This window comes from Staphylococcus sp. GDY8P119P, assembly GCF_017892075.1.
GTDB lineage: Bacteria > Bacillota > Bacilli > Staphylococcales > Staphylococcaceae > Staphylococcus > Staphylococcus ureilyticus.
The window spans coordinates 265,110-287,124 of sequence record NZ_JAESKJ010000001.1 but is presented as its reverse complement, the minus strand read 5'-3'; the positions used below and the strand labels follow the sequence as shown (position 1 = coordinate 287,124).

Below are 22,015 nucleotides of genomic sequence, written 5' to 3'. Positions count from 1 at the left end.
TATAGTTTTGAATTTATTAATTTTTTATACAAATAACACCATCAAATCTTCATCATAATACCGTTTGCCATCATAAAGTGCCTTTGGTTCAATGCCATATTTCTGAAATCCTAATTTTTCATATAATTTAATAGCACTTTGGTTTTCCGTAAGAACCGATAAACCTATAGTTTTAACCACACCTTGTTCAGTGACAATATCTATCATTTTTTGAATTAGTTGTTGAGTAAATCCTTGTTTTCTATATTGTGGATCACAATATACACCGACTAAATTACCTCTGTGCATCACTTTTTCTAATATTTCTCGATAAAAAGTTGCATAACCGATTAATTTTCCATCGTCAAATACACCCATTGTAAAATGTCTTTCGTTCGACCCTATCCTCTCTTCAAAACGTTCAATTGGTAAATGAAGCTCACGTTGATAAGTTGAAGCAAAACCTGTAGGATCAGTTTGTAGAGACTGTAAGCGCAATGAGCGATATGCTTCTACATCGCTTTTCTTAAGACATCTAAACTCCATGCCCTACCTACTTTCACATTATATTATCACTTTACTATTAACTGACTCAACGTCGTAACATTAAAAATATATATTAGACTGGTCTGACAGTAATTTCATTTACATTTACATGTGAAGGTTGTTGTAATGCATAAACTACCGCTTCAGCAATATCTTTGGGTTCTAGCTTTTTACGTTCTCCCCAATCTGTCTGGCCACTTAAAGGCGTATCTACCATACCTGGCGATATGCTTGTCACTCGAACGCCAGTTTTAGCCAGCTCTTTTTCCAATCCTTGCGTAATCGTGTGCACTGCAGCTTTCGTTGCACTATATATTGTACTCATTTTCGTCACTTCAAAACCTGAGATAGAAGCAATGTTAATAATATGGCCACTAGATTGAGCTAAAAATGTTGGTATAACTGCATTAATGCCATATAGTGTCCCTTTCACATTTGTATCAATCATTGATTCCCAAGCCTTTACATTACCGTCCGTTACAGCAGAAGACATCATTTGACCCGCACTATTTACAAGTATATCCAAGCGACCGAATTGTTCTTTTGCATATGCTATTAAACGTTCAACTTCTTGTTGCTGTGTCACATCCACTATTAAATATTCAACCTGTGCATGATGTTCGTTTGAACGAATACGATTCACAACATCTTTCAGCTTTGTTTCATTACGACCAGTTAATAGTAATTGTATACCGTGACTTGATAGCACCTCTGCTATGCTAGCACCAATGCCACTACTAGCACCAGTGATGATTGCAACCTTGTTCTCTAATTTAACCATCGAATCTTCCTTTCATCAAACGTATTTTATATTTTATACCCTGTCCTCAAAGATTGTACCATGTGCCCTCCCCCTTGAAACAATGAGTTAGCTCATAAGCATGTGTACTTGTCATATACACTAAATCATTATAAAGTGGGTATATCATACATAACTCACTTATCTTTAAATAAATTAGGAGGATGATCCATGAACTTCACTGAAAGAATAAAAGAACTAAGAAATAATATTGATAGTACAAGTTTCGACTTTCGTTTTGAACAATTGTTTAATGAAGAAGAGTGGCTTGGACTATCGCTTAACCAGCGCCAGCAATATGAACGTGAATTCAGAAAATATGTCACCCAAAGTAATGTATTGCGTATTTCATATGCTTCACAAGATCACATTCGCATGCGTATGTATAATTCTATTTATAACTATAATGAAATCAAACATAACTTTAAATCTTATGTTTAATCATGATGAGAAAAGCCTACGTTACTGGATGAACAGTAACATAGGCTTTTCCACTTTGTAAGGGCTCTAAATAAATCATGAAAGGTGATACTAGGGAGAATAATATTCATGAAGTTTTACACACAAGATACGATGAAGTATATGTGTATAAACTTCAATGCTACTAGATGAATACAGTGTATTAATTACTTACTAGTAGCTTTTTTTCTAATCCATAGTTGTATAATTTTTCTGCATCAATATAAGCTATATAATCAATACTTCTGTATCCATCTTTAATGTCATTAATAATGCCTTGATTCACACCAGTATGTGTGTATATATCATAACTGCTTTCATTTGAAAAAATGACTTCTTCAATTACTTTTCTCATTTAATAATCACTCCGTATTTTTTCTTTCGTTAGGCATTGTTATCTTCTACACCCTTATCATAATCGATAACGTTAAGAATTTAAAGTGTTTTGTGATTAATTTCACAAAATAATCACTTTTAGTCCTTTTTAATATATTTCACACATTTTTAAATTGACAAATTGTTTAATTTTAAAAATGATTGATTTTAAAAATACGCATCATAGGTTAACGATAAAATTCCATTTATAGTACCTATTTCGTTAATATTGCGCTTAATCACGAAGCGTTAGTTATACCATTAGATAAATTGCTGTCATATTTTAGCTAATCATTTAGCTCAAACGCACTGAATTTAATTTTTCTACAAATGCATGTGTTTGATGAATAATCATATCTAAGTGGTTTTTTTGTGTCCCTTTAGTTAATGCATTACCAATACCGATAGCATAGGCACCACTTTTGTACCACTGCTCCATATTTTCTAATGACATGCCGCCATAAGGTATCATATGTATATTGGGGAAGATTTCACGAATATTTTTCAAAAAAGGTACACCTAATATATTTGCAGGATACAACTTAATCACTGGTACTTCATACTGTATCGCTTTAGTTACTTCATCTTTCGAACCACATCTTGGCATGTAAGGTATTTGGTATACATTACAAATATGCGCTATTTGAACGTCTAAATGCGACGTTGCTATATAGCGAGCACCATTTATAATCGCTACACGTGCGGTTACAACATTTTGAACTGAACCTGCACCAATGATAATTGATTTACCAAATTTTTGGGTTAACGCTTTTATGGCCAATTCTGCATAGGGCGTGTTAGATGTTATTTCAATATTTTTCATACCACCCTCAATCATTTTTTCACTTTTCAATATAGCATCATCACAAGTAGATCCCTTAACTACTCCTACCAAGTAGTTTCGGTGTAATTGTTCCAAAGTCAGCAATTTATCCATTAGCGTCTGTCCTTTCCAATCCATTTTATTTCATTGTAATTTTTATCTACTTTTCGTCAATCGATGACTACGTAACCCTTTCATAGTAAGATTCATTATATTTTGTTAACAATTTGAGCAATCATTAGTATCTATGTAGCATATTGATGTTTTATTTACAAAATGGATGCCATAGATGAGATAGATCAAAAATAAAATGTACGCACCTTTGATCACGTACTTCTCTCAAATAGCCAATATTTTTATTAATAAAATAACTATTTTAGTAATAAAATGACATAAAACATCTACTTTGTGATTATACTCACAAAGTTACACGAAATGCGCTAGTTTTTTTCTATTATGAATGCTAACTTTAATATTATAAAGAAAGCGCTTTATTATATCCTTGAGTTTTGCTTCCAATAGTATTTTAAAAGTAAGGCAATGGTATATGATAAAGCACATATTTTAACTTGAGAGGAACAGATTAAATGATTGATTCTTTATCACATTACAAACCTAGGTTTAAAAAATTAATTTGTGTTGATTCTGACGGATGTGCCATCGATTCTATGACTATCAAGCATGAGCGGGCATTTGGACCAGCTATTGTTGAAGAATGGGATTTAGAAAATATAGAGTCCAAACTATTAAAGCGCTGGAATGATATAAATTTATATGAAATCACTAGAGGTATTAATCGCTTTAAAGGATTAGAACGCATGTTAAGTGAACTTGTTGAACAAGGGATTCATATTGAGGGATACGAGCATATTAAGCAGTGGGTGCAAACAACAGATGCTTTCTCTAATCCAGCACTCGAAAAAGCTATATCAAACAATCCGCAACAAAATGGATTACAAAAAGCATTATCATGGTCCCACCGTGTTAATGCAATTATCAAAACCTTACCAAGTATTGGACCATTTAAAAACGTACAAACGTCTCTACAAAATGCTTCAACTTTTGCCGATATCGCAATTGTGTCATCAGCAAATTTAGCGGCAGTAGAATATGAGTGGGAAACATACAAATTAACAGACTATTTAAGTGGCATGTTTGCACAAGAAGCAGGTACAAAAGAGCACTGTTTAGCGCACTTAAAACAATATTACAACTTAGAAGACATCATCATGTTAGGAGATGCCAAAGGAGACTTAGAAGCAGCAGAATCTCATGGTATGTACTTTTATCCAATACTAGCAGGTCATGAAGATCAATCGTGGCTAGACTTTAACAATAAATATTTAAAATTGTTTAAAGATGGTCATTTCAACCAATACACACATGACACTTTAAAACAAATATTTTTTAATAATTTTGAAGGAGAGAACTAACACTATGGTTAAAGTAGATTTGACAGCATCACCCTATCATTTAAATGACAATCAAATAGCATGGGTAGAAGAAACACTTGGTACATTAACAGACGAAGAAAAAATTGGTCAATTATTTTTTAACTTATTTTCTTTAGAAGGTGGCAAAAAATTTTTTGACGCAGACTTAACTAATAAAGATATACTTGAACGTTATCACATTGGTGGCGCTCGATATGAAGGTGGAAACAAAGAAGAAGTTCAAAACTTACTCAATGATTTACAAAGGCATACGAAAGTTCCAGTACTTGTAGCAGCAAACTGTGATTCAGGAGGAAATGGTGCATGTAAAGATGGTACATATATCGCAAGTGCTGCTCAATGTGAAGCTGCCCAAGATACAAAAGTTTCATATAATGCTGGTCTCGTTTCAGCACGTGAATCCTCAGCACTTGGTGTACACATTAATTTCGATCCCTGTGTAGACATACTTAAGAATTGGCGCAATACAATCGTTAATACACGTGCATATGGCACAGATGCTGAAACAGTTATTAAATATTCAAGTGCATTTATTGACGGCTTTAATGCTGAACGCGATATGATTACATGTATCAAACACTTCCCTGGAGACGGTACGGAAGAGCGTGACCAGCACTTGGTGCTTGGAGTAAATGAACTATCTACCGATGAATGGGACGACAGCTTCCGAAAAGTTTATCAACATCACATTGATCGCGGTGTACAGATGATAATGGCAGGACATATTGCACAACCTGCTTATTCAAAAAAATTAAATCCAAGTCTCGAAGATAAAGACATTTTACCTGCAACTCTTTCTTCTGAACTAATTACTGATTTACTAAAAGATGATATGAAATTTAATGGTTTAGTCGTTACTGATGCTAGCCATATGTTAGGTATGACTGCTTCTATGCGTCGCGAAGATTATGTTCCATTAGCCATTGCAGCTGGTTGTGATATGTTCTTGTTCTTCAATGATTTGGAAGAAGATTACCAATTTATGCTCAATGGTTATAAAAACGGGGTCATCACAGAAGAGAGATTAAATGATGCCGTAAGACGTATCTTAGGTTTAAAAGCACAACTCAATCTTCACATGAAACAAGAAGACGGTTCAATCATTCAACCTCAAGAAGCATTAGATATTATCGGTTGTACAGAACATTTAGAAATGCGCGCAGAAGCAGCTGATTTAGGCATAACACTTGTAAAAAACACTTTAAATCAATTACCTATCCGACCTGAAACACATAAAAATATTATGCTTTATGTGATCGAAGGCGAAAAAGATGGCATCTATAAATCAGCGAATAACGTCACAGATGATATTATAAAAGAACTCGAATCTCGTGGATTTAATGTGACATTAAATGATGGTTCAACACGTATTAAAGGTAAAACATTAGAATATCGTGAAAAAGTAGACGCTGCGTTAGTATTTGCAAATATTATCGGCTATGCTGCTGAAAATAACTATCGCATTAAATGGGGTACAGCCATGAGCAATGAAATACCGTGGTATGTACATGAAGTACCAACCGTGTTTATTTCTACCAATTTCACGACTCACCTGCATGATGCAACAATGGTTAAAGCTTATATAAACGCTTATCATTCCAACAGAGAAAATATTAAACAAACCATTGATAAGATCATGGGAGAAAGTGAATTTAAAGGTCAATATAATGACTTAGTATGGACAGAAAAATGGCAAGCAAAATTATAAAAAAGCGAGTTATAATATCATGCTTAGGATATAATACCTATGCTTAAATTAAGGACTAATCTCTCACATTAAAATGAGATTAGTCCTTTTTATATCGAAATACTTTCGTATGGGTATAGCTAGAGTATGTTTGTTCGAACTGTACACATTCACGTATTTCATTATCTACAGCGTCAACACAGTACTCTTTTGTCTCCTTTTATAACGATCATAAAGCTAAACAAACTAATTTATACTAGAACTTACTAAACATACAAAATACATTTTATTATATATAATGCCGCTAAATCATATTATTCAATTTGATACCCCTTTTTCTATAAAACCAAAATAACCCTAAAGCTTGTTATAGGCTTCAGGGTGAATATACTTATAATTGTATTTAGTTGTTTATGATTTATAGCCAAAGTTAGGTATGTTTTCCCAACGTTTCTTGAAATAATGTGCAACTGCTTTAGGGCGACGTTCACGCGTGAATATTCCTTTTTTGTTTCCTTGGACACGGATAATATCTGCAGATGTTTCAAAATCTGCAAAATTCCATGTATGTTCACCAATAAATTGTGGATATTGATCAATGACTTCATGATTTGCTTCATAATAACGAATTTGGTACTCTTCCGTAAATAATTCATCATTTAGTGAATGTAATCCTGCTACTGTGTCCGCACCATATTCTGTAAACATAATTGGCTTATGCGGTTGTTTTTCACTCCAACCATCTAACTCAGTTCTTAAAGCTTCTTTAGCAGCTTCCAAATCGCCTGTTTGTGTATACCATCCGTAATATCTGTTCAGACATAATACATCTACTAAATCTTGAACTTGGCAATTATCCGGCTGTGACATTAAAATGGTTACGATTGTTACAGGTCTGTTTTGTGGATCGCAAGAACGTGCTAAGTTGACCAAGGGCTCAAAATATTCTTTTGCGCCTTCTTCAGTTGAAGCTGGTTCATTAGCTATTGACCACATTACTACACATGCATGGTTTTTATCTCTATCAATCAAATCTTTGATAACAGATTCGTGTGCTTTTTTCGTTCCAATTTCTTTAAATGTATCTCTTGTAGACACACCATATAATACAGTGCTAAAGTTTAAATGCACGCCGACAGCAGTTGTTTCATCTATGACAACAATACCTTGTTCATCTGCCAATCGCATCATTTCTTCAGAATAAGGATAGTGTGACGTTCTAAATGAGTTACCGCCAATCCATTTAATCAGATTGAAATCCATAACGTTTGTTACTTCATTTAATCCTCGGCCATTATAATAGGTATCTTCATGCTTACCAAATCCTTTAAAATAAAACGGTTGATCATTGATTAAAAATTGCCCCTGTTTTACTTCCACAGATCGTATACCAAAACGCTCAGTATAACTATCTACAGCTTGGTTATTATCTACTAACGTTACTTCTAAATGATATAAGTAAGCATTCAAAGGTTGCCATAAATGCGGCTGTTCAACCTTGATAGAACCCTGTGCACCAGTCGTTTCTGCTACAACCTTTCCCGCTTCATCTATCAATTTAATTAAGATATCATCCACTGGTTCATTGATGGAAACATTATAATTTATATCTGCCACATTATTTTTAACTTCTGGAACAATTTCAATATCTTTTATAAATGTTTGTGGTGTTGTATAAATTTTAACGGGTCTATGCAAACCAGCATAATTGAAAAAGTCAAAATTAGGTTTATTTCTTTTAATCAAATTACCATCTTTGTCTGTGGTTTCGCTATAATTACCAACAGGTAAAGTCGTTTCGTCTAATATATTATTTACACAAACCGTTAAACGATGTTTTCCTGTAGAGAATTTTTGATTTAATTCCACTTCAAATGGTAGAAATCCTCCTTGATGTGATGTGACTTCTTGACCATCGATATAAACAGTTGCTTTATGTGTAGCTGAACCAAATCTCAACACAATACGTTCATCTGATAGTACGTTAGGTATCGTAAACATTCTTTCATACCAAACGTTTCCTACATGATTACGTATGTTTGCAGTCACGCCTTGATCATTATATGAACCAGGTACTGCCATAACTAAATCAGTGTCCAAAGGTTTCGTTACATCTATTTGATCATAGTTCTCTTCTAATTTAAACTGCCAAACACCATTTAAGTCTATGATACTTCTCTGTTCATTTGTTACTGGATATAGCATATAAATGCTCCTCTCATAAAATTAAATACAAAATAGTTATAATTCCTCTCTAAGTGCTAGTTCTTTAACAATTTGTTTATGTTTCTGATCTGTTAATGGGTATGCAATGAAGAAAAGTATCACTGCAACTAAACAAATGACCGCGGGTACCACAAAGAATAATATTTTTAAACCGAATATTGTATCAGGCGTTTGTGCCGTATTAGGTACATAACCAATAATTGTTAATGCCATACCTGGTATAAAACCTGCTAAGCCTTGTGAAATTTTTCTAGTAAAACTATAACTTGCATAAATAATACCTTCAGATCTAAGTCCTGATTGCCATTGTCCGTATTCTACAACATCAGCTATAAACGCCCATGTCACCGTATTTGGAATAACTAAGAATAATTGTGCAATCGTGTTAAATATTAAGAAAAGTACAATTTGCTCTGAAAATAACGAAAAGTTCACAATTTGGAAAATAATAAAACCACTTACGCCTATGACTGCTGTCATTTTTTTACCTACTTTTTTACTTAAGAAAGTAGTTAGGAATAATGCTGGTATTAAAACAATAAAATTCAATGTACTTACAATTCCTATTAAATTATCAAAACCAAGTACATTTTTGTAATAATATAGTTGCGCACCTTGTTGTAAAAATAAAGCAGTAATCGTTAACAATGTATAAATTGCTAGAATTATAAATGGTCTATTTTTCAGTAAATTAAAAAACGCTTTACGCCCTAAACCTTTTACTTGCGGACGTTCAATTGTATGACGCTCTTTAACCCCCTTATAACACAACATATGTAGTGTGACACCTGCAATTGCAAGTATTCCTACTGCAATCGGATAACCAATCGCATGATTCGGAAATAGACTTACTAACGGAATAATAACAATGCCTGAAATAAACATGGCACCTTGTGACCCTAAATTACGAAACACTGATAATTGTGTTCGATCATCCGCATTAATCGTCATTGAGGCAGACAATGAACCATAAGGTATATTCACGACAGAATAAGCAGCATTGAATAGTAAATATGTTCCAAATGCCCATATAATTTTACCTGTTTCACTGATATCAGGAGAAATAAAAGTTAAAACAGTCAATATTGCTAATGGAACGCTCCCATATAAAATAAATGGTCTAAATTTTCCTCGCTTTGAAAAATTCTTCTGATTATCGACAAGAGTTCCTACACCCGTGTCTACAAATGCATCGAAAAATTTAGCAACTAAAAATACGAGACCACCAACGGCAGACGGAATTCCCAAAATATCTGTATAAAAAAGCAGTAAATAAATTTGCCCCATATCAAACATTAATCCGTTACCTAAATCCCCAAATCCATAAGCTAGTTTTTCTTTGAATTTTAATTTCGGTGATTCAATTTCGTTAAATTTTTTCAATTTCTTATTTGCCGGTTTTAATCTGGCTGTAACCATAAGGATTACCTCTTTCCACTATCGAAACAACATTTGTGCACCTCATCTTTGCAGTTTCATAGTCTGTTTTATTGAATGTGGCCATCAATCATAACTTTCCCCATAGAATTGAAAGCGTTTTCTTACGTACATAAAAAATTTTTAACCCTCTAGAATAGATACGCTTATTATTTTCACGTGCATACACCCTTAACACTTTTTGATAGAGCTCTTACTTTTATTATATTTTTATAATGACAACAGTCAATAAAAAATAACAACGTTGTTAAAATTGTGTCTTACTTATCCATCTATGCTATTTTTTTTCAACTATTGCTAAAGTCTGTAATAACGCCAATCCAAATTGATACTATACTTTATTACATACAATTGCGCGGAAAATATTAAATTAGCTCTAAGTTTAATGTGAATTGGTGCTATTTTAATTATTTTCAGAGATAATTATGATTTTTTTGATATTTTCCTAATTTTTTTTACAATTTTTTTATTGAATATTTAATTTTCTGATTTTTCATTATATCTACTAATAAAATTCTTTATGTTCCGTCCGATATTTCAATGGTGTCTTGCCATATTGCTTTTTAAAACATTGTGCGAAATAACTTTGTTCCTTAAAACCAACATATTTTGCCACTTCGGCAACAGTCATTTTTGTCCGCGCTATTAAGTCACGCCCTTTTTTTATTCTTAGTGCTGTAATAAATTGTGATAAAGATTGATGACATTCCTGATTAAAAATTCTTGATAGATAACTAGGTGCCAAATTTACATAATTCGCTAATTCTTCTAAAGTTAAATTACTATCTAAGTTTCTTTCAATATATTGAATCACTTTACTTACTTTAGGGCTAAAGGCATTCGCTTTAATTTTCATAGCCCTTTCTGCATATTCCTTTACAATTGCATACGTTAATTCTTCCAATACTTCTACATCCAATGTCCGATCAATCATTGCAGCATATCGAGCGGATATTTCATCGATATGTATAAGACTTACACCCGCTTTTTCACCAGCTTTACGGCATAAAGTATTGATCAAATATGCTTTATATTGTTCATTTGATAGATCATCCTTCACTCGTCGTAAACCAGTCACAGACAAACTCATCTTTTTTAAAATCGTTAATGCTTCTTCGACATTTCCGTTTTCTACTGCAGTCAACAATTGATTTTCTAAATTATATCTATATTCTATTTCTTGTAATGTGTAATCACTTTGAAGCTTAGAATCAGCTAAAAATGTTTCATTTGCATGAAAACTGAAGTCAATTTCTACCGTTTCATAGACAATATTTCTTTTCTTCAAAAAACGAATTGCTAAACGACACATTTTTTGTGCTTTAACATGATGACATATTGGTATTTTAAGTAGATATTGTTTCAGTGTAGGAAGCTTAGAAATTTTAATATTTAAATTAAGTAACATTTCATTACATTGGCGCTCATTGGGTCGTTTATCCATATAAGGTCCAATAATATATATTTTTCTATATTTTTTAAATTTAAAAATCAAAAAGCTAACATTAAAACTATTTTTATAGTGATAAATTTTATTACTTTGCATATGCACAATAAAATGTTTCAACTCATTTCTATATTGTTTTTTGGTAGTATTCATAAAAGGTGTCTTAATATGGTTACTAATTGCATTTATGTTGTCCATATCATAACCTTCTAACTGAATACCCAACAATTGTATAGCATGCATTTGCAATATTTCTAGCGTTTCATTTTTCATAAAAAAACACCCCATTCCTTATATTTTTATTATATCTAAATATTAAGGAATAGAGTATCAAATGAATAAAAAATATTTAATTTATTTTTAGTATTTTATATATTTAGTCATGTAAGGCTATTGATCACTCTGTGTCTATTGTTTCTTACCAAATTTTAATTTAAACGGCGCATAGAATAAGACAAAGATAAGCACCAAACCTAAATAACCGATTAATGGATAGAAGATTGCTACTAGATCCGTAAATCCGACAAAACTTAAGCAAAGTCCTACAAGGATTGTAATAGTATAAAATATCTTAAAACGTATAGAATCTACAACAGTGAAACGTGTTGCAAATGCATAAAACATACCTAGTCCTGTATTGAAAATCATACCAAATATCACGATTGCCATAATGATACCTAGAATTGGTGATATATGGTTCACAATACCTAACATAGGCATTTCCATATTACCGACAATATTGATTTGTGTAAAAATTGCTAAATGACTTAAGACAATCATAGCACCCAATATCAAGCCACCTACTAAGCCTCCAATTGCTGCTACTTTTGAATTTTTTTCTGCTCCACCCATTACAATAGCCATTGAAGCACCTACTGCTGTATTAAATGAAGCATAATTAATACCTGCAACAAACCAATTAGGTAATGTCGAAGGTTTCGCATCTGAAATTGTATTTAATTCAGAAAATGGTACATTTGTAGTTAAGAAACTATAAATCGAAATAATTAATATAAAAATAATTAAAAACGGCGTAATATTGCCAATAACTTTAACTACACCTTCTACCTTTAACATTCCTGCAAGAATGATTAATACAGTCATTAATAATGTACCAACGAGCGATGGTACCCCAAATTGTTGATTTAAGTTTGACCCAGCACCTGCAATCATCACTACACCGACACCAAACAAAGTAAAGATAATGACTAAATCAATAATCCATCCCAATAATTTTCCAAATAATGATTTTCCAGTAATATTATGTATAACGACTTTATGTGAATCTGTATCAAACTTACTCCCTAACCAAACAAGCATCATCCCAACATAAGCAAACAACGCTGTGGTAATGATAGCACCCAAAGTGCCCAAAATACCAAAACTAGTAAAATATTGCAGCACTTCTTGTCCAGAAGCAAATCCAGCACCAACGATGACACCGATAAAAGCACTAGCAATCAGTAATATTCTTTTCATCATGTTACCCCCTTATTGAGTCTACTATATACAACTTAAATAAAATTTCAATTATAATAACTATGATTATTGTATATTTGGCATCTAAACTACTTAAAATTTCTACGATTACTCAATTTTATCATTTTATCCATAATTTATGTTGAAATACTTAAAAGACTAAGCAATTCATGCAATATAGCATTTGGAACATAAACCCTAGAAAAATAACATGAAGATGATTTAATTCAGTCCATCTGTGTGATTCATTGTTACTCATCAATACTACGACTTATTTATGTCTAAATTCACATTAAAATATTTTTAAAAATAAGGACCTATATTAACCCAAGTAGTAAATCAATGACCTAACTATAATTAAAATAATATTGAAAAAGGCAATTTCTATATGATTTCAATAGAAATTGCCTTTTTTCACTTGTTCAAGAACTTTATGTTCCAGACTCTATTTCGTAACACACACCCATTTATATGTGTTTTTATGTGATTTTATTATACAAAGATACTTAATATAAAAATAAAAACTAGTCCTGAAACAGAAATAACCGTTTCAAGTAATGACCAAGTTAGAAACGTTTCTTTAACAGTTAAACCAAAATATTCTTTAAACATCCAAAAGCCTGCGTCATTCACATGAGATAAGATAACACTACCTGCGCCAATTGCTAATACTACTAATGCAACATTCACGTCCGATGATTGTAGTAATGGCAATACAATGCCTGTTGATGAAATTGCGGCTACTGTAGATGAGCCTAAAGCAATTCTTAAAACGGCTGCAACTACCCATGCTAGTAATATAGGAGACATTTCAGTACCTTCAAACATTTTAGCTATTGTGTCACCAACACCACCATCTATCAGTACCTGTTTGAAAGTACCACCGCCGCCTATAATTAAAATCATCATTCCAATAGGATAGATTGCGTTTGATACAGAATCCATGATTTCAGCATTTTTTCTACCTTGTCTGACACCCATTGTTATAATTGCAAACAAAACGGCAATTAACATCGCTGTACCAGCAGTACCTATAAAGTAAATGAAGGATTCAAAGCCATTTGTCGCTTCTTCATTACCCGTCACTAACTGAACAATTGTAGAAAGTAACATAAGAATAACTGGTGAAATTGCTGTTAGTAAACTGATACCAAATCCAGGCATTTCAGACTCTGAAAATTCTTTTTGCGCACCTAAAGCTGAGATATCACCTTCGCGTTGATAAGCAGTTGGCGTAATTTTTTGTGCCACTTTATTAAATAATGGCCCTGCAATAATGGTAACAGGTATTGCTATAATTATACCGTAAAGTAACACATGACCTAAATTAGCTTGTAGTTCTTTAGCAATTACAACTGGTCCCGGATGTGGTGGTAAGAATCCATGTGTCACAGATAGTGCTACAACCATAGGAAGTCCAAGTTTTAATTGTGATACATTCGCGCGTTTTGCAATTGTAAATACTAATGGTATTAATAGTACTAATCCTACTTCAAAGAATAGCGCTATACCTACAATAAAGGCTGCAATCAACATTGCCCATTGTACGTGTTTGTGTCCAAACTTTTTAATCAATGTATCGGCAATACGTGTAGCACCACCACCATCAGCCAATAGTTTACCTAAAATCGCACCTAAACCAAAAATTAGAGCAATATGACCTAAAGTACTTCCCATACCATTTTCAATGGTTTCTATAATTTTATCTAACGGCATTCCGAGTAAAATAGCAGTGATAATAGATGTAATAATTAATGATATAAATGTATTTAACTTCAAGAAAATGATTAATGATAATAATACAACGATACCTATAACCACTGTAATTAATGGCCAAATTGTTTCAAACATAATTGTTCTCCCCTTTAACACTTAACATAATCGTTCATAATATCAAAAGGGCTTGCCCTCTCAATGATAACGCTTACTTAAATGTTTAAAATTTTAAATTTTTTAAACTGAATGAAATGATAGCCTTAAATGGAATTTACATATTTTTATTTATAGCTTATCATTCACTCAGTTTGTACCAATAAATCGTATCTACGATTTATCTTCAACCACATGTTCACGCTGAAACGTAGCGATTTCAGCATAGCGTTCTTCTAATGAGCGACTTAAATTGATGAAAATTGAAATAAGTTTTTGATAAACATTCACATTATCTTGATTTGGACGATGATGATTTGTTGTACCCACCATTTCTTCAATAATAGAAAAATCTTCAATTTCACCAAGTGCCTTCATGCCAAGTACACAAGCGCCTAAACATGAGCTTTCATAACTCTCTGGGACGATTAAATTCGTATCAAAGATATCTGCCATCATTTGACGCCACACTTCACTTTTAGCAAACCCTCCCGTTGCTTTTATCGTGGACGGTGTTTCATTCATTACTTCGACTAATGCTAAATAAACTGTATAAAGGTTATAAAGAACGCCTTCTAACGCTGCTCGAATCATATGTTCTTTCTTGTGAGCTAGCGTTAAGCCAAAGAATGAACCTCGTGCATCTGCATTCCACAATGGTGCACGTTCACCTGCTAAATATGGATGGAATATCAACCCATCTGCGCCCGGTTTAACACGATTAGCAATTTTAGTCAGTACATCATATGGGTCAACGCCTAAACGTTTTGCTGTTTCCACTTCACTCGCCAATAATTCGTCACGTAGCCATCGTAATACCACGCCTCCATTATTCACTGGTCCTCCAATGACATAATGATCTTCCGTCAAAACATAACAGAAAATTCTACCTTTATAATCTGTTCGTGGTTTATCTATTACTGTTCTTATGGCGCCAGAAGTTCCAATGGTTACAGCAACTTCACCTTTTTTAAACGCATTTACGCCTAAATTTGACAATACGCCATCACTAGCACCTACAACAATTGGCGTATTTTCGTCAATACCCATTAATGTTGCGTAACGACGTTTCATTCCTTTTAATATATGTGTTGTCGGTACTATTTCAGGCAATTGAGATTTACGAATGCCTAACAACGCTAATGCTTCTTGATCCCAATCTAAATTCTCTAAGTTAAACATGCCAGTAGATGAAGCCATCGATTGATCAATCACATAGGTTTCAAATAACTGATAAAAAATATATGTCTTAATGTCTGCAAACATCGCTGTTTGATTATATATTTCTTGTTGTTCGTGTTTCATCCAAAATATTTTAGATAGAGGTGACATTGGATGGATAGGCGTACCTGTTCTACTGTATATCGCGTCACCGTCATATTTGTCTTTAATCATTTCTGCATATTTTGTCGCACGATTATCTGCCCAAGTCAAATTCTCAGTTAATCGTTGATGACTTGCATTCATTGCAATCAAACTATGCATTTGAGCACTAAATGAAATTAATTTCAAATCATTTTTATGAACATTGGCTTCCCTCATAACATATTTAATCGTCATCAATACTGCATCAAATAACTCATCAGGATTTTCTTCTGACACCTCCACATTTGGTGTATGCAAAGGATAGCCAATATTATGTTTCATAATAAACTGCCCTTTTTCATCATAAAGCACTGCTTTTGTACTTGTCGTACCTATATCAACACCTATCATGTATTTCATAGTTTTTCCTCCTATTGTACCTCTTGTTTCACAATTACTCTTTCATCCAAAAACTATCTATATCTTCGCCAACATCATCAAAATTCAAATGAAATGCTTCTCTTAGTTTTGTTGCACTTTGCTTTGCAACCGCATCGATAAACACTTCATGATTATGATGAATTCGTTCAAAATCAACCGGATTTTCAGTCATACGTTTGCGCATGGATAACAAGATAAGCGCTTCCATCACTGGCTTCAAATTGTTCCAAAATGTTTTTAGATACTGATGTTTAGAAGCTAATATCGTCACTTCATGAAATTTCATATCGTGTTCTGTAAATGCCTCTGCGTCTTCAAATTTCACAGCAACTCTCATCATTTCTAGTTGTTTCCGCATTTCTTTAACAATTTGCTCATGATTATCTTTTTTTATCTTATTAAAAGCAAATGATTCTAGCATAATTCTTAAATCATACAGTTCTTTTTTTTCATTATCATTAAAAGGTAAAACGTAGGCACCCATTCGTTCTAAATGAATTAACTGATCTTGCTTTAATAATTTAAATGCATCTCTTACTGGAGAACGACTCACATTAAATTCATTGGCAATTTGGTTTTCAGTTAACAATGTGTCTGGTGTAATCATGCCATCAACAATTCTTAAACGTATTTCCGAAGCAATCATTTCACCTTTAGAAACACCTTCAAGCCATTGTTCTGGATAAATATATTCCAAGCGACTTCACCTCTCCACTCAATCGATATACTTGTATACAAGTATAGTAATATACATTCCGTATAATTGCAAGCGCTTGCAATTATACGGAGCATCTCCAAATTCCATAAAAAATCGGCATATCAAGTTTTCACTCGACATACCGATTTTTTCATTTTAATGACTTCCTGTTTTTAACGTTGTTACACAATGATGTGTTTGGTAACAATGCGGGCATTGTAATTTTCTAGTTTTAGGTGTATGTGCAGCAAACATCCACGTCGACAATTTAGGTTTAAATATTTGTTGACAATTCGGACATAAATAACTCACACGTTGATATATCGCTTTTGTCATAATGCCAGCATAAATTACTAGAATAGGTAATGTTGATAAAAAAGGCATCCATTTTTTTAATAATACGCTAGCGATGATAGATGTATATTGTATTATGATCGCGGGACTCAGCTTATATAGCAGTGGCATGTATAACGTCATGCCACGCTGATTTTGAATGACATATTTATGTGTGTTAATCAATTTTTCAATAGGTGCTTGCGCATCTTCACTGATACTGCTTTCCAGTTGTTTCATTTGATAAGCAGTAAGTTTCAATTTTTCAATTTCTTCATTAATTTCAGTTTTCTTTTGATGTAACATAACTTTTACTGCTTGTAACTTTTTGTCGTCTGTTAGTAATATTTTTATGTCTTTCAATGAAAAACCTATCGATTTCAATATTAAGATAATTTCTAAATTTACTTTGCTTTGTTCGTCAAATAATCGTCTACCATTACTTGATGATGGCATCGATTGTAAGAGTCCTTTTTTATCATAATACTGAATCGTTCTTACTGTTACATTGCATTGCTTTGCTAGTTCTCCTGTTTGATATAGTGTCATAAAATAACCTCCTTGACGTTAATCATACATGGTGACCTAACGTAACGAGCAAGTGTAACATTCGTTTTTAGTGCATAATATTTGTTTAAGACTCTAATTCTCAAAAATTTCGGAATGAATATTTTGCATTTTACTTTCAACAGTTGTAATTTCATTGGCACATTGTTTTAAAATTTCTCTATAATCCTCTGTATTTTTATTATTTTTGTAACGTATTTTATGTTCTAAACTCGCCCACATATCCATACCTATTGTTCTAATTTGAATTTCTACTGGTACTTTTTCTACAGAATTCGCTAAAAACACCGGTATTGACACTACAATATGCAAACTTCTATAACCGTTATCTTTTGGATTCATAATATAATCTTTTCGTTTTAATAACTGAACATCCGCCTGTTTTAACAATAATTCTTCAATAACATAAATATCATCTATATAATTACAAACAACTCTTATACCTGCAATATCATAAATATATGCTTTCGCTGACGCTGTGTTGATTTGATATCCTTTTCGATCTAATTTTTTAATCAGACTTCTCATTTCCTTAACACGACGTTCCATGTGATGGATCGGATTATGTTTATACAATTGTTGAAAATGATCGTCTAAAATATCAAGTTTAGTGCTAATTTCTTTTAGTGCGGATGAATATAATTGCTCTAAAGCAACAAAATCAATGACCATTTCAAATGCTTCTTCATAATTATTTATATATGATAAACTCTCTTTAAATTCTTCTTTCAAATCATCCATATTCAACGTTGGTTTACGTTCAATGTACATAAATCGTACCTCCAATAATTCATCTCTTTCCAAACATTATAGCTAAATTTAAAGACTACTTGAAACAATACAGTGAATATTTATCAATGAATGGTTCGAGTCAGAGATTACTTGATATGTGAAAGGGCATTTTTCAGTTTCGGCTGTTTGAGCTCATAAAAATCCATAGCTGCCTATTGTTTGTTCTAAAGCCAACTACTTCAATTGACATGTTTTGTTTTTTTCACTTATACATACAAAAGTCTCTATTCTACTAAATCAAATACATTTTCAGCTTCGCCTTCACGTTTTTTCACACTATTCGTTCATTTTATGTTCAATAATCTGAGTCCTTCTATTATCTGCAATGTTACGTGCTCGCTTCATAGCATCTGCCTTTTTATCGAAGCTATCCGTAGCTTGTTTCGCACCATCAGACTTTATTTTCCACTCACTATTCTCATAATAGACATGAACATCTTTATGATTTAATTGTGGATTTACAGATTGATCACGTTCATGCACAGTGATTTTTTTATTTTTCAACGCTTTCAATTCATCTTCAGTCGCATTTTTGTACCAATCTTCAGCTTGTTTCGTAGCGATTGGAATCGCATTGTCCTCTTGATATCCATCTTTAAGCATTGCATTTCCAATGTCTATTGCTTTTTTTCTTTCCAAGTTTTCCATATTTTTCCAACTTTGTGGATAATCTTCCATCGTCCAAGGCATGTGATAAAACCTCCATATTCAAACTTATATTAATTCTCTTTTACCTCTTTTTTCCTTTAACAAACTAAATAAATGCATTAAAAGTGATATAAATATTTAAGACAACTATGATTTGTTCATTAATTGAAAGGGAATGATGAGTAAGAATCAGTGTTAAATAAAAGGAGGTTTAACTAACATGAATCTATCCATTGGCTTAATCCCTTCTCCTGACATGCCTCATAAATTAATCAACAAAATTTATTCAGAGCTCCCAAAAGATTTCACAAAACATGTAGATAATGGCGTGGAATGGCAATTTGAAATACACGTTGCATCTATGATTGGGACTGCGGAACATATGGATAAAGTTTTGGATATTGCATCCAATATGAAACAACAAAAAAATTGGGATTATACAATTTGTATTACGGATTTACCTAATTTTTCTAAAAATAAAAGTGCATTATGTGATATTGATTTCGATACTAAAACAGCACTTTTATCATTACCAGCGTTGGGAAACTTTAAGTTAAAAGAGAAATTAAGACAGTGCTTAATATTTATTATTGAATATTTACATTCTTCTGGTAGAAACAAAAACACTTTAAACTTTAAGCATTTTAAATTGACTCAATTTAAAGAAGTCATACCTAAGGATAATAATGAAAATTATAGATCCCGTATCATTGCCAAATCTACATTTTTAGGTTGGCTTCATTTGATTTGTGGCATGACTTTTGCCAATGAACCTTGGTCTGCCATTTTTGATTTTAAAAAAATCATATCTGTTTCATTTGCCACAGGAACTTATATAGCAATATTTTCTACACCTTGGGATATCAGTCTTGATTATAGTTATTGGCGGTATATTTTACTGATGTTACTATCTGTATTAGGCATGGTTGGTTGGCTAATTTATTCTTATAAATTATGGGAAAGACCTAGCGCTAATACACAAAAACTTTATCGCTTTATTTATAACATCACGACCTTCACAACCTTATTGACCATCACCTTTTTAAATTTTATAGTACTATATATCTTGTTATCTCTAAGTACAGTATTATTTGTACCTCCCGAGTTGTTTTCAAATTGGACATCATTAAACAGTGAGCATCCAACTATTTTAAATTATATTAACTTAATTTGGTTTATTACGTCATTAGGTATACTCGCTGGCGCTATGGGATCCACTGTTGAAAATGCTGAAAAAATTAAACGTGTGACGTATTCTTTTAGACAATACTATAGATCTAAATCACTGGAACAAGAAGATGAAGATAGCTCTAGCGCATATGCAAAAGCTGATTACTACAAGGGCGAAAAACAATCACATCATGAGGAGGGATTAAATGAACACAACAACGGCTAAAATAGGTATTATTGCTGCACCGGGCGTCACTGAAAAAGTAGCGCGTAATCTTGAAATTGATTTGCCCCACATCCTTAGTGAGCAATATGAGCATTCAGTTAAATGGGAAATCGATACAATTATTGATCCTTTGACTGGTTCAGCAGAAAGCGTCCAACAAATTTTCAGTAAAATTGCTGATTATCAAGAGCATAATCAATGGCATTTTACAATTGGACTCACTGACCTACCGATGATTGAACAACAAAAAGTAGTTGCCATTGATATCAATAGACAAAATGGTGCTAGTTTAATTTCTATCCCTGCTTATGGATGGCGTCCAATCAAAAAAAGAATTCAAAACTCTATATTGGCTATTCTAAAGGCAATAAATGAATTTAAGCATTCTGAAAAAATTAACAATAATCATGACGCTATGTCATTGATGAATGCGCAGTTTCCTTTATCAAATTTACAATCACGAACTGTTTACTTTGAAAATACTACCTCACAACATACGCAATATTACGTATCGTCCAAGTCTAAAGGTATTTTTCGTCTTGTTAGTGGTATGACATTTGCAAACAACCCATTTAACATGTTAAAAAGCTTAAGTAATGTTGTGGCAATCGCCTTCACTACAGGTGCCTTTGGAATCATTTTTACGACAATGTGGAATTTAAGCTTTGTATATTCTGAGTGGCGCTTGTTATTAATGATGCTTGTAGCAATTTTCGGTATGATGATTTGGATGATCATTGCACATAATTTATGGGAATCAAAAAAAGAGAGCACGAATAAGCAAATCACTACCTTATACAACTTAACTACAACGATGACTTTAACTGTTTCAGTTATTATTTATTACTTTATTTTGTTCTCACTCTTTTTGATTGCAAGTTTAATTGTGCTCCCCTCAGATTATTTAGGTCAAGCATTACAATTAAAAACATCTGCAGGTTTAACAACTTACATAAACTTAGCTTGGTTTGCTGCATCAATTTCGACTGTAGCTGGTGCAATAGGTGTTGGTCTAAATAATGAAGCACTCATACTTGAAAGTACTTACGGATATAGACAAAAACAGCGATACAAGCAATTGCATAAAGAACAACAACAACAAGAACAACAACAAAGAAAAGCACAAGAAGATATAAAGGAAAAAAGACAAGAAGAAGAAGAAAAAGCTAGAAAACAACAAGATTCCAACTAGATATCGGAAAGTAGCAATGCTTATTAGAGCATTGTTATTTTTCCATATTTGTAAAGACTTCACA

Annotated in this window: 19 protein-coding genes; 5 read left to right on the top strand and 14 right to left on the bottom strand. The window is 32.7% G+C overall.

What is annotated here, in order from left to right; genetic code table 11:
• Nucleotides 1-24: 24 nt before the first annotated feature.
• Entirely contained in the window at nt 25-525 is a 501-nt protein-coding gene (locus KA830_RS01255; protein ID WP_204180001.1) for a GNAT family N-acetyltransferase, read from the bottom strand.
• Nucleotides 526-598: 73 nt separating this feature from the next.
• The gene (locus KA830_RS01250) at nt 599-1,306 is read right to left on the bottom strand and encodes an SDR family oxidoreductase (protein WP_019470085.1); all 708 of its coding nucleotides are present in this window, start codon (nt 1,304-1,306) and stop codon (nt 599-601) included.
• A gap of 189 nt (nt 1,307-1,495) precedes the next feature.
• Between KA830_RS01250 and KA830_RS01245 the strand changes: the two genes are divergently transcribed.
• A complete protein-coding gene (locus KA830_RS01245; RefSeq protein WP_019470084.1) occupies nt 1,496-1,765 on the top strand; it encodes a DUF1413 domain-containing protein in 270 nt (89 codons plus the stop codon).
• A gap of 181 nt (nt 1,766-1,946) precedes the next feature.
• Here the strand turns inward: KA830_RS01245 and KA830_RS01240 are convergent, their stop codons facing one another.
• Nucleotides 1,947-2,138, bottom strand: coding sequence for a hypothetical protein (locus tag KA830_RS01240; protein WP_019470083.1), 192 nt, complete (start codon nt 2,136-2,138; stop codon nt 1,947-1,949).
• Nucleotides 2,139-2,453: 315 nt separating this feature from the next.
• On the bottom strand, nt 2,454-3,119 hold the full coding sequence (locus tag KA830_RS01235; protein ID WP_080760389.1) for a beta/alpha barrel domain-containing protein: 666 nt from the start codon (nt 3,117-3,119) through the stop codon (nt 2,454-2,456).
• Nucleotides 3,120-3,568: 449 nt separating this feature from the next.
• Here KA830_RS01235 and KA830_RS01230 point away from each other — a divergent pair, with 449 nt between their 5' ends.
• Together KA830_RS01230 and KA830_RS01225 are read left to right on the top strand one after the other, a co-directional pair.
• On the top strand, nt 3,569-4,414 hold the full coding sequence (locus KA830_RS01230) for an HAD hydrolase-like protein (protein ID WP_064209288.1): 846 nt from the start codon (nt 3,569-3,571) through the stop codon (nt 4,412-4,414).
• 4 nt (nt 4,415-4,418) lie between these two features.
• The gene (locus tag KA830_RS01225) at nt 4,419-6,143 is read left to right on the top strand and encodes a glycoside hydrolase family 3 protein (protein WP_192946488.1); all 1,725 of its coding nucleotides are present in this window, start codon (nt 4,419-4,421) and stop codon (nt 6,141-6,143) included.
• A 390-nt stretch (nt 6,144-6,533) separates the two neighbouring features.
• Here the strand turns inward: KA830_RS01225 and uidA are convergent, their stop codons facing one another.
• The 10 genes from uidA to KA830_RS01175 form a co-directional block, all read right to left on the bottom strand.
• The gene (gene uidA, locus KA830_RS01220; RefSeq protein WP_046206795.1) at nt 6,534-8,327 is read right to left on the bottom strand and encodes a beta-glucuronidase; all 1,794 of its coding nucleotides are present in this window, start codon (nt 8,325-8,327) and stop codon (nt 6,534-6,536) included.
• 36 nt (nt 8,328-8,363) lie between these two features.
• A complete protein-coding gene (locus KA830_RS01215; RefSeq protein WP_204180000.1) occupies nt 8,364-9,767 on the bottom strand; it encodes an MFS transporter in 1,404 nt (467 codons plus the stop codon).
• A gap of 523 nt (nt 9,768-10,290) precedes the next feature.
• The gene (locus tag KA830_RS01210) at nt 10,291-11,505 is read right to left on the bottom strand and encodes a helix-turn-helix domain-containing protein (RefSeq protein WP_070657969.1); all 1,215 of its coding nucleotides are present in this window, start codon (nt 11,503-11,505) and stop codon (nt 10,291-10,293) included.
• A 135-nt stretch (nt 11,506-11,640) separates the two neighbouring features.
• Nucleotides 11,641-12,711 carry a YkvI family membrane protein gene (locus tag KA830_RS01205; protein WP_073344150.1) on the bottom strand — a complete coding sequence of 357 codons (1,071 nt, stop codon included), beginning with the start codon at nt 12,709-12,711 and terminating at the stop codon, nt 11,641-11,643.
• 492 nt (nt 12,712-13,203) lie between these two features.
• A complete protein-coding gene (locus KA830_RS01200) occupies nt 13,204-14,562 on the bottom strand; it encodes a gluconate:H+ symporter (RefSeq protein ID WP_019470075.1) in 1,359 nt (452 codons plus the stop codon).
• A 192-nt stretch (nt 14,563-14,754) separates the two neighbouring features.
• Nucleotides 14,755-16,305 (bottom strand): gluconokinase, encoded by a 1,551-nt coding sequence (gene gntK, locus KA830_RS01195; protein WP_210123074.1) that lies wholly within the window; start codon nt 16,303-16,305, stop codon nt 14,755-14,757.
• A 34-nt stretch (nt 16,306-16,339) separates the two neighbouring features.
• Nucleotides 16,340-17,023 (bottom strand): GntR family transcriptional regulator, encoded by a 684-nt coding sequence (locus KA830_RS01190; protein ID WP_019470073.1) that lies wholly within the window; start codon nt 17,021-17,023, stop codon nt 16,340-16,342.
• A gap of 156 nt (nt 17,024-17,179) precedes the next feature.
• Entirely contained in the window at nt 17,180-17,905 is a 726-nt protein-coding gene (locus KA830_RS01185) for a helix-turn-helix domain-containing protein (protein WP_046206791.1), read from the bottom strand.
• Between the two features lie 93 nt (nt 17,906-17,998).
• Nucleotides 17,999-18,694 (bottom strand): GTP pyrophosphokinase, encoded by a 696-nt coding sequence (locus KA830_RS01180; protein ID WP_064209284.1) that lies wholly within the window; start codon nt 18,692-18,694, stop codon nt 17,999-18,001.
• A 297-nt stretch (nt 18,695-18,991) separates the two neighbouring features.
• Entirely contained in the window at nt 18,992-19,405 is a 414-nt protein-coding gene (locus KA830_RS01175) for a DUF2188 domain-containing protein (protein WP_019470070.1), read from the bottom strand.
• 178 nt (nt 19,406-19,583) lie between these two features.
• Between KA830_RS01175 and KA830_RS01170 the strand changes: the two genes are divergently transcribed.
• Together KA830_RS01170 and KA830_RS01165 are read left to right on the top strand one after the other, a co-directional pair.
• A complete protein-coding gene (locus KA830_RS01170) occupies nt 19,584-20,759 on the top strand; it encodes a hypothetical protein (RefSeq protein ID WP_210123076.1) in 1,176 nt (391 codons plus the stop codon).
• Entirely contained in the window at nt 20,740-21,951 is a 1,212-nt protein-coding gene (locus KA830_RS01165) for a 5,10-methylene-tetrahydrofolate dehydrogenase (RefSeq protein ID WP_210128214.1), read from the top strand. Before KA830_RS01170 ends, KA830_RS01165 begins: the two co-directional genes overlap by 20 nt.
• Nucleotides 21,952-22,015: the final 64 nt, after the last annotated feature.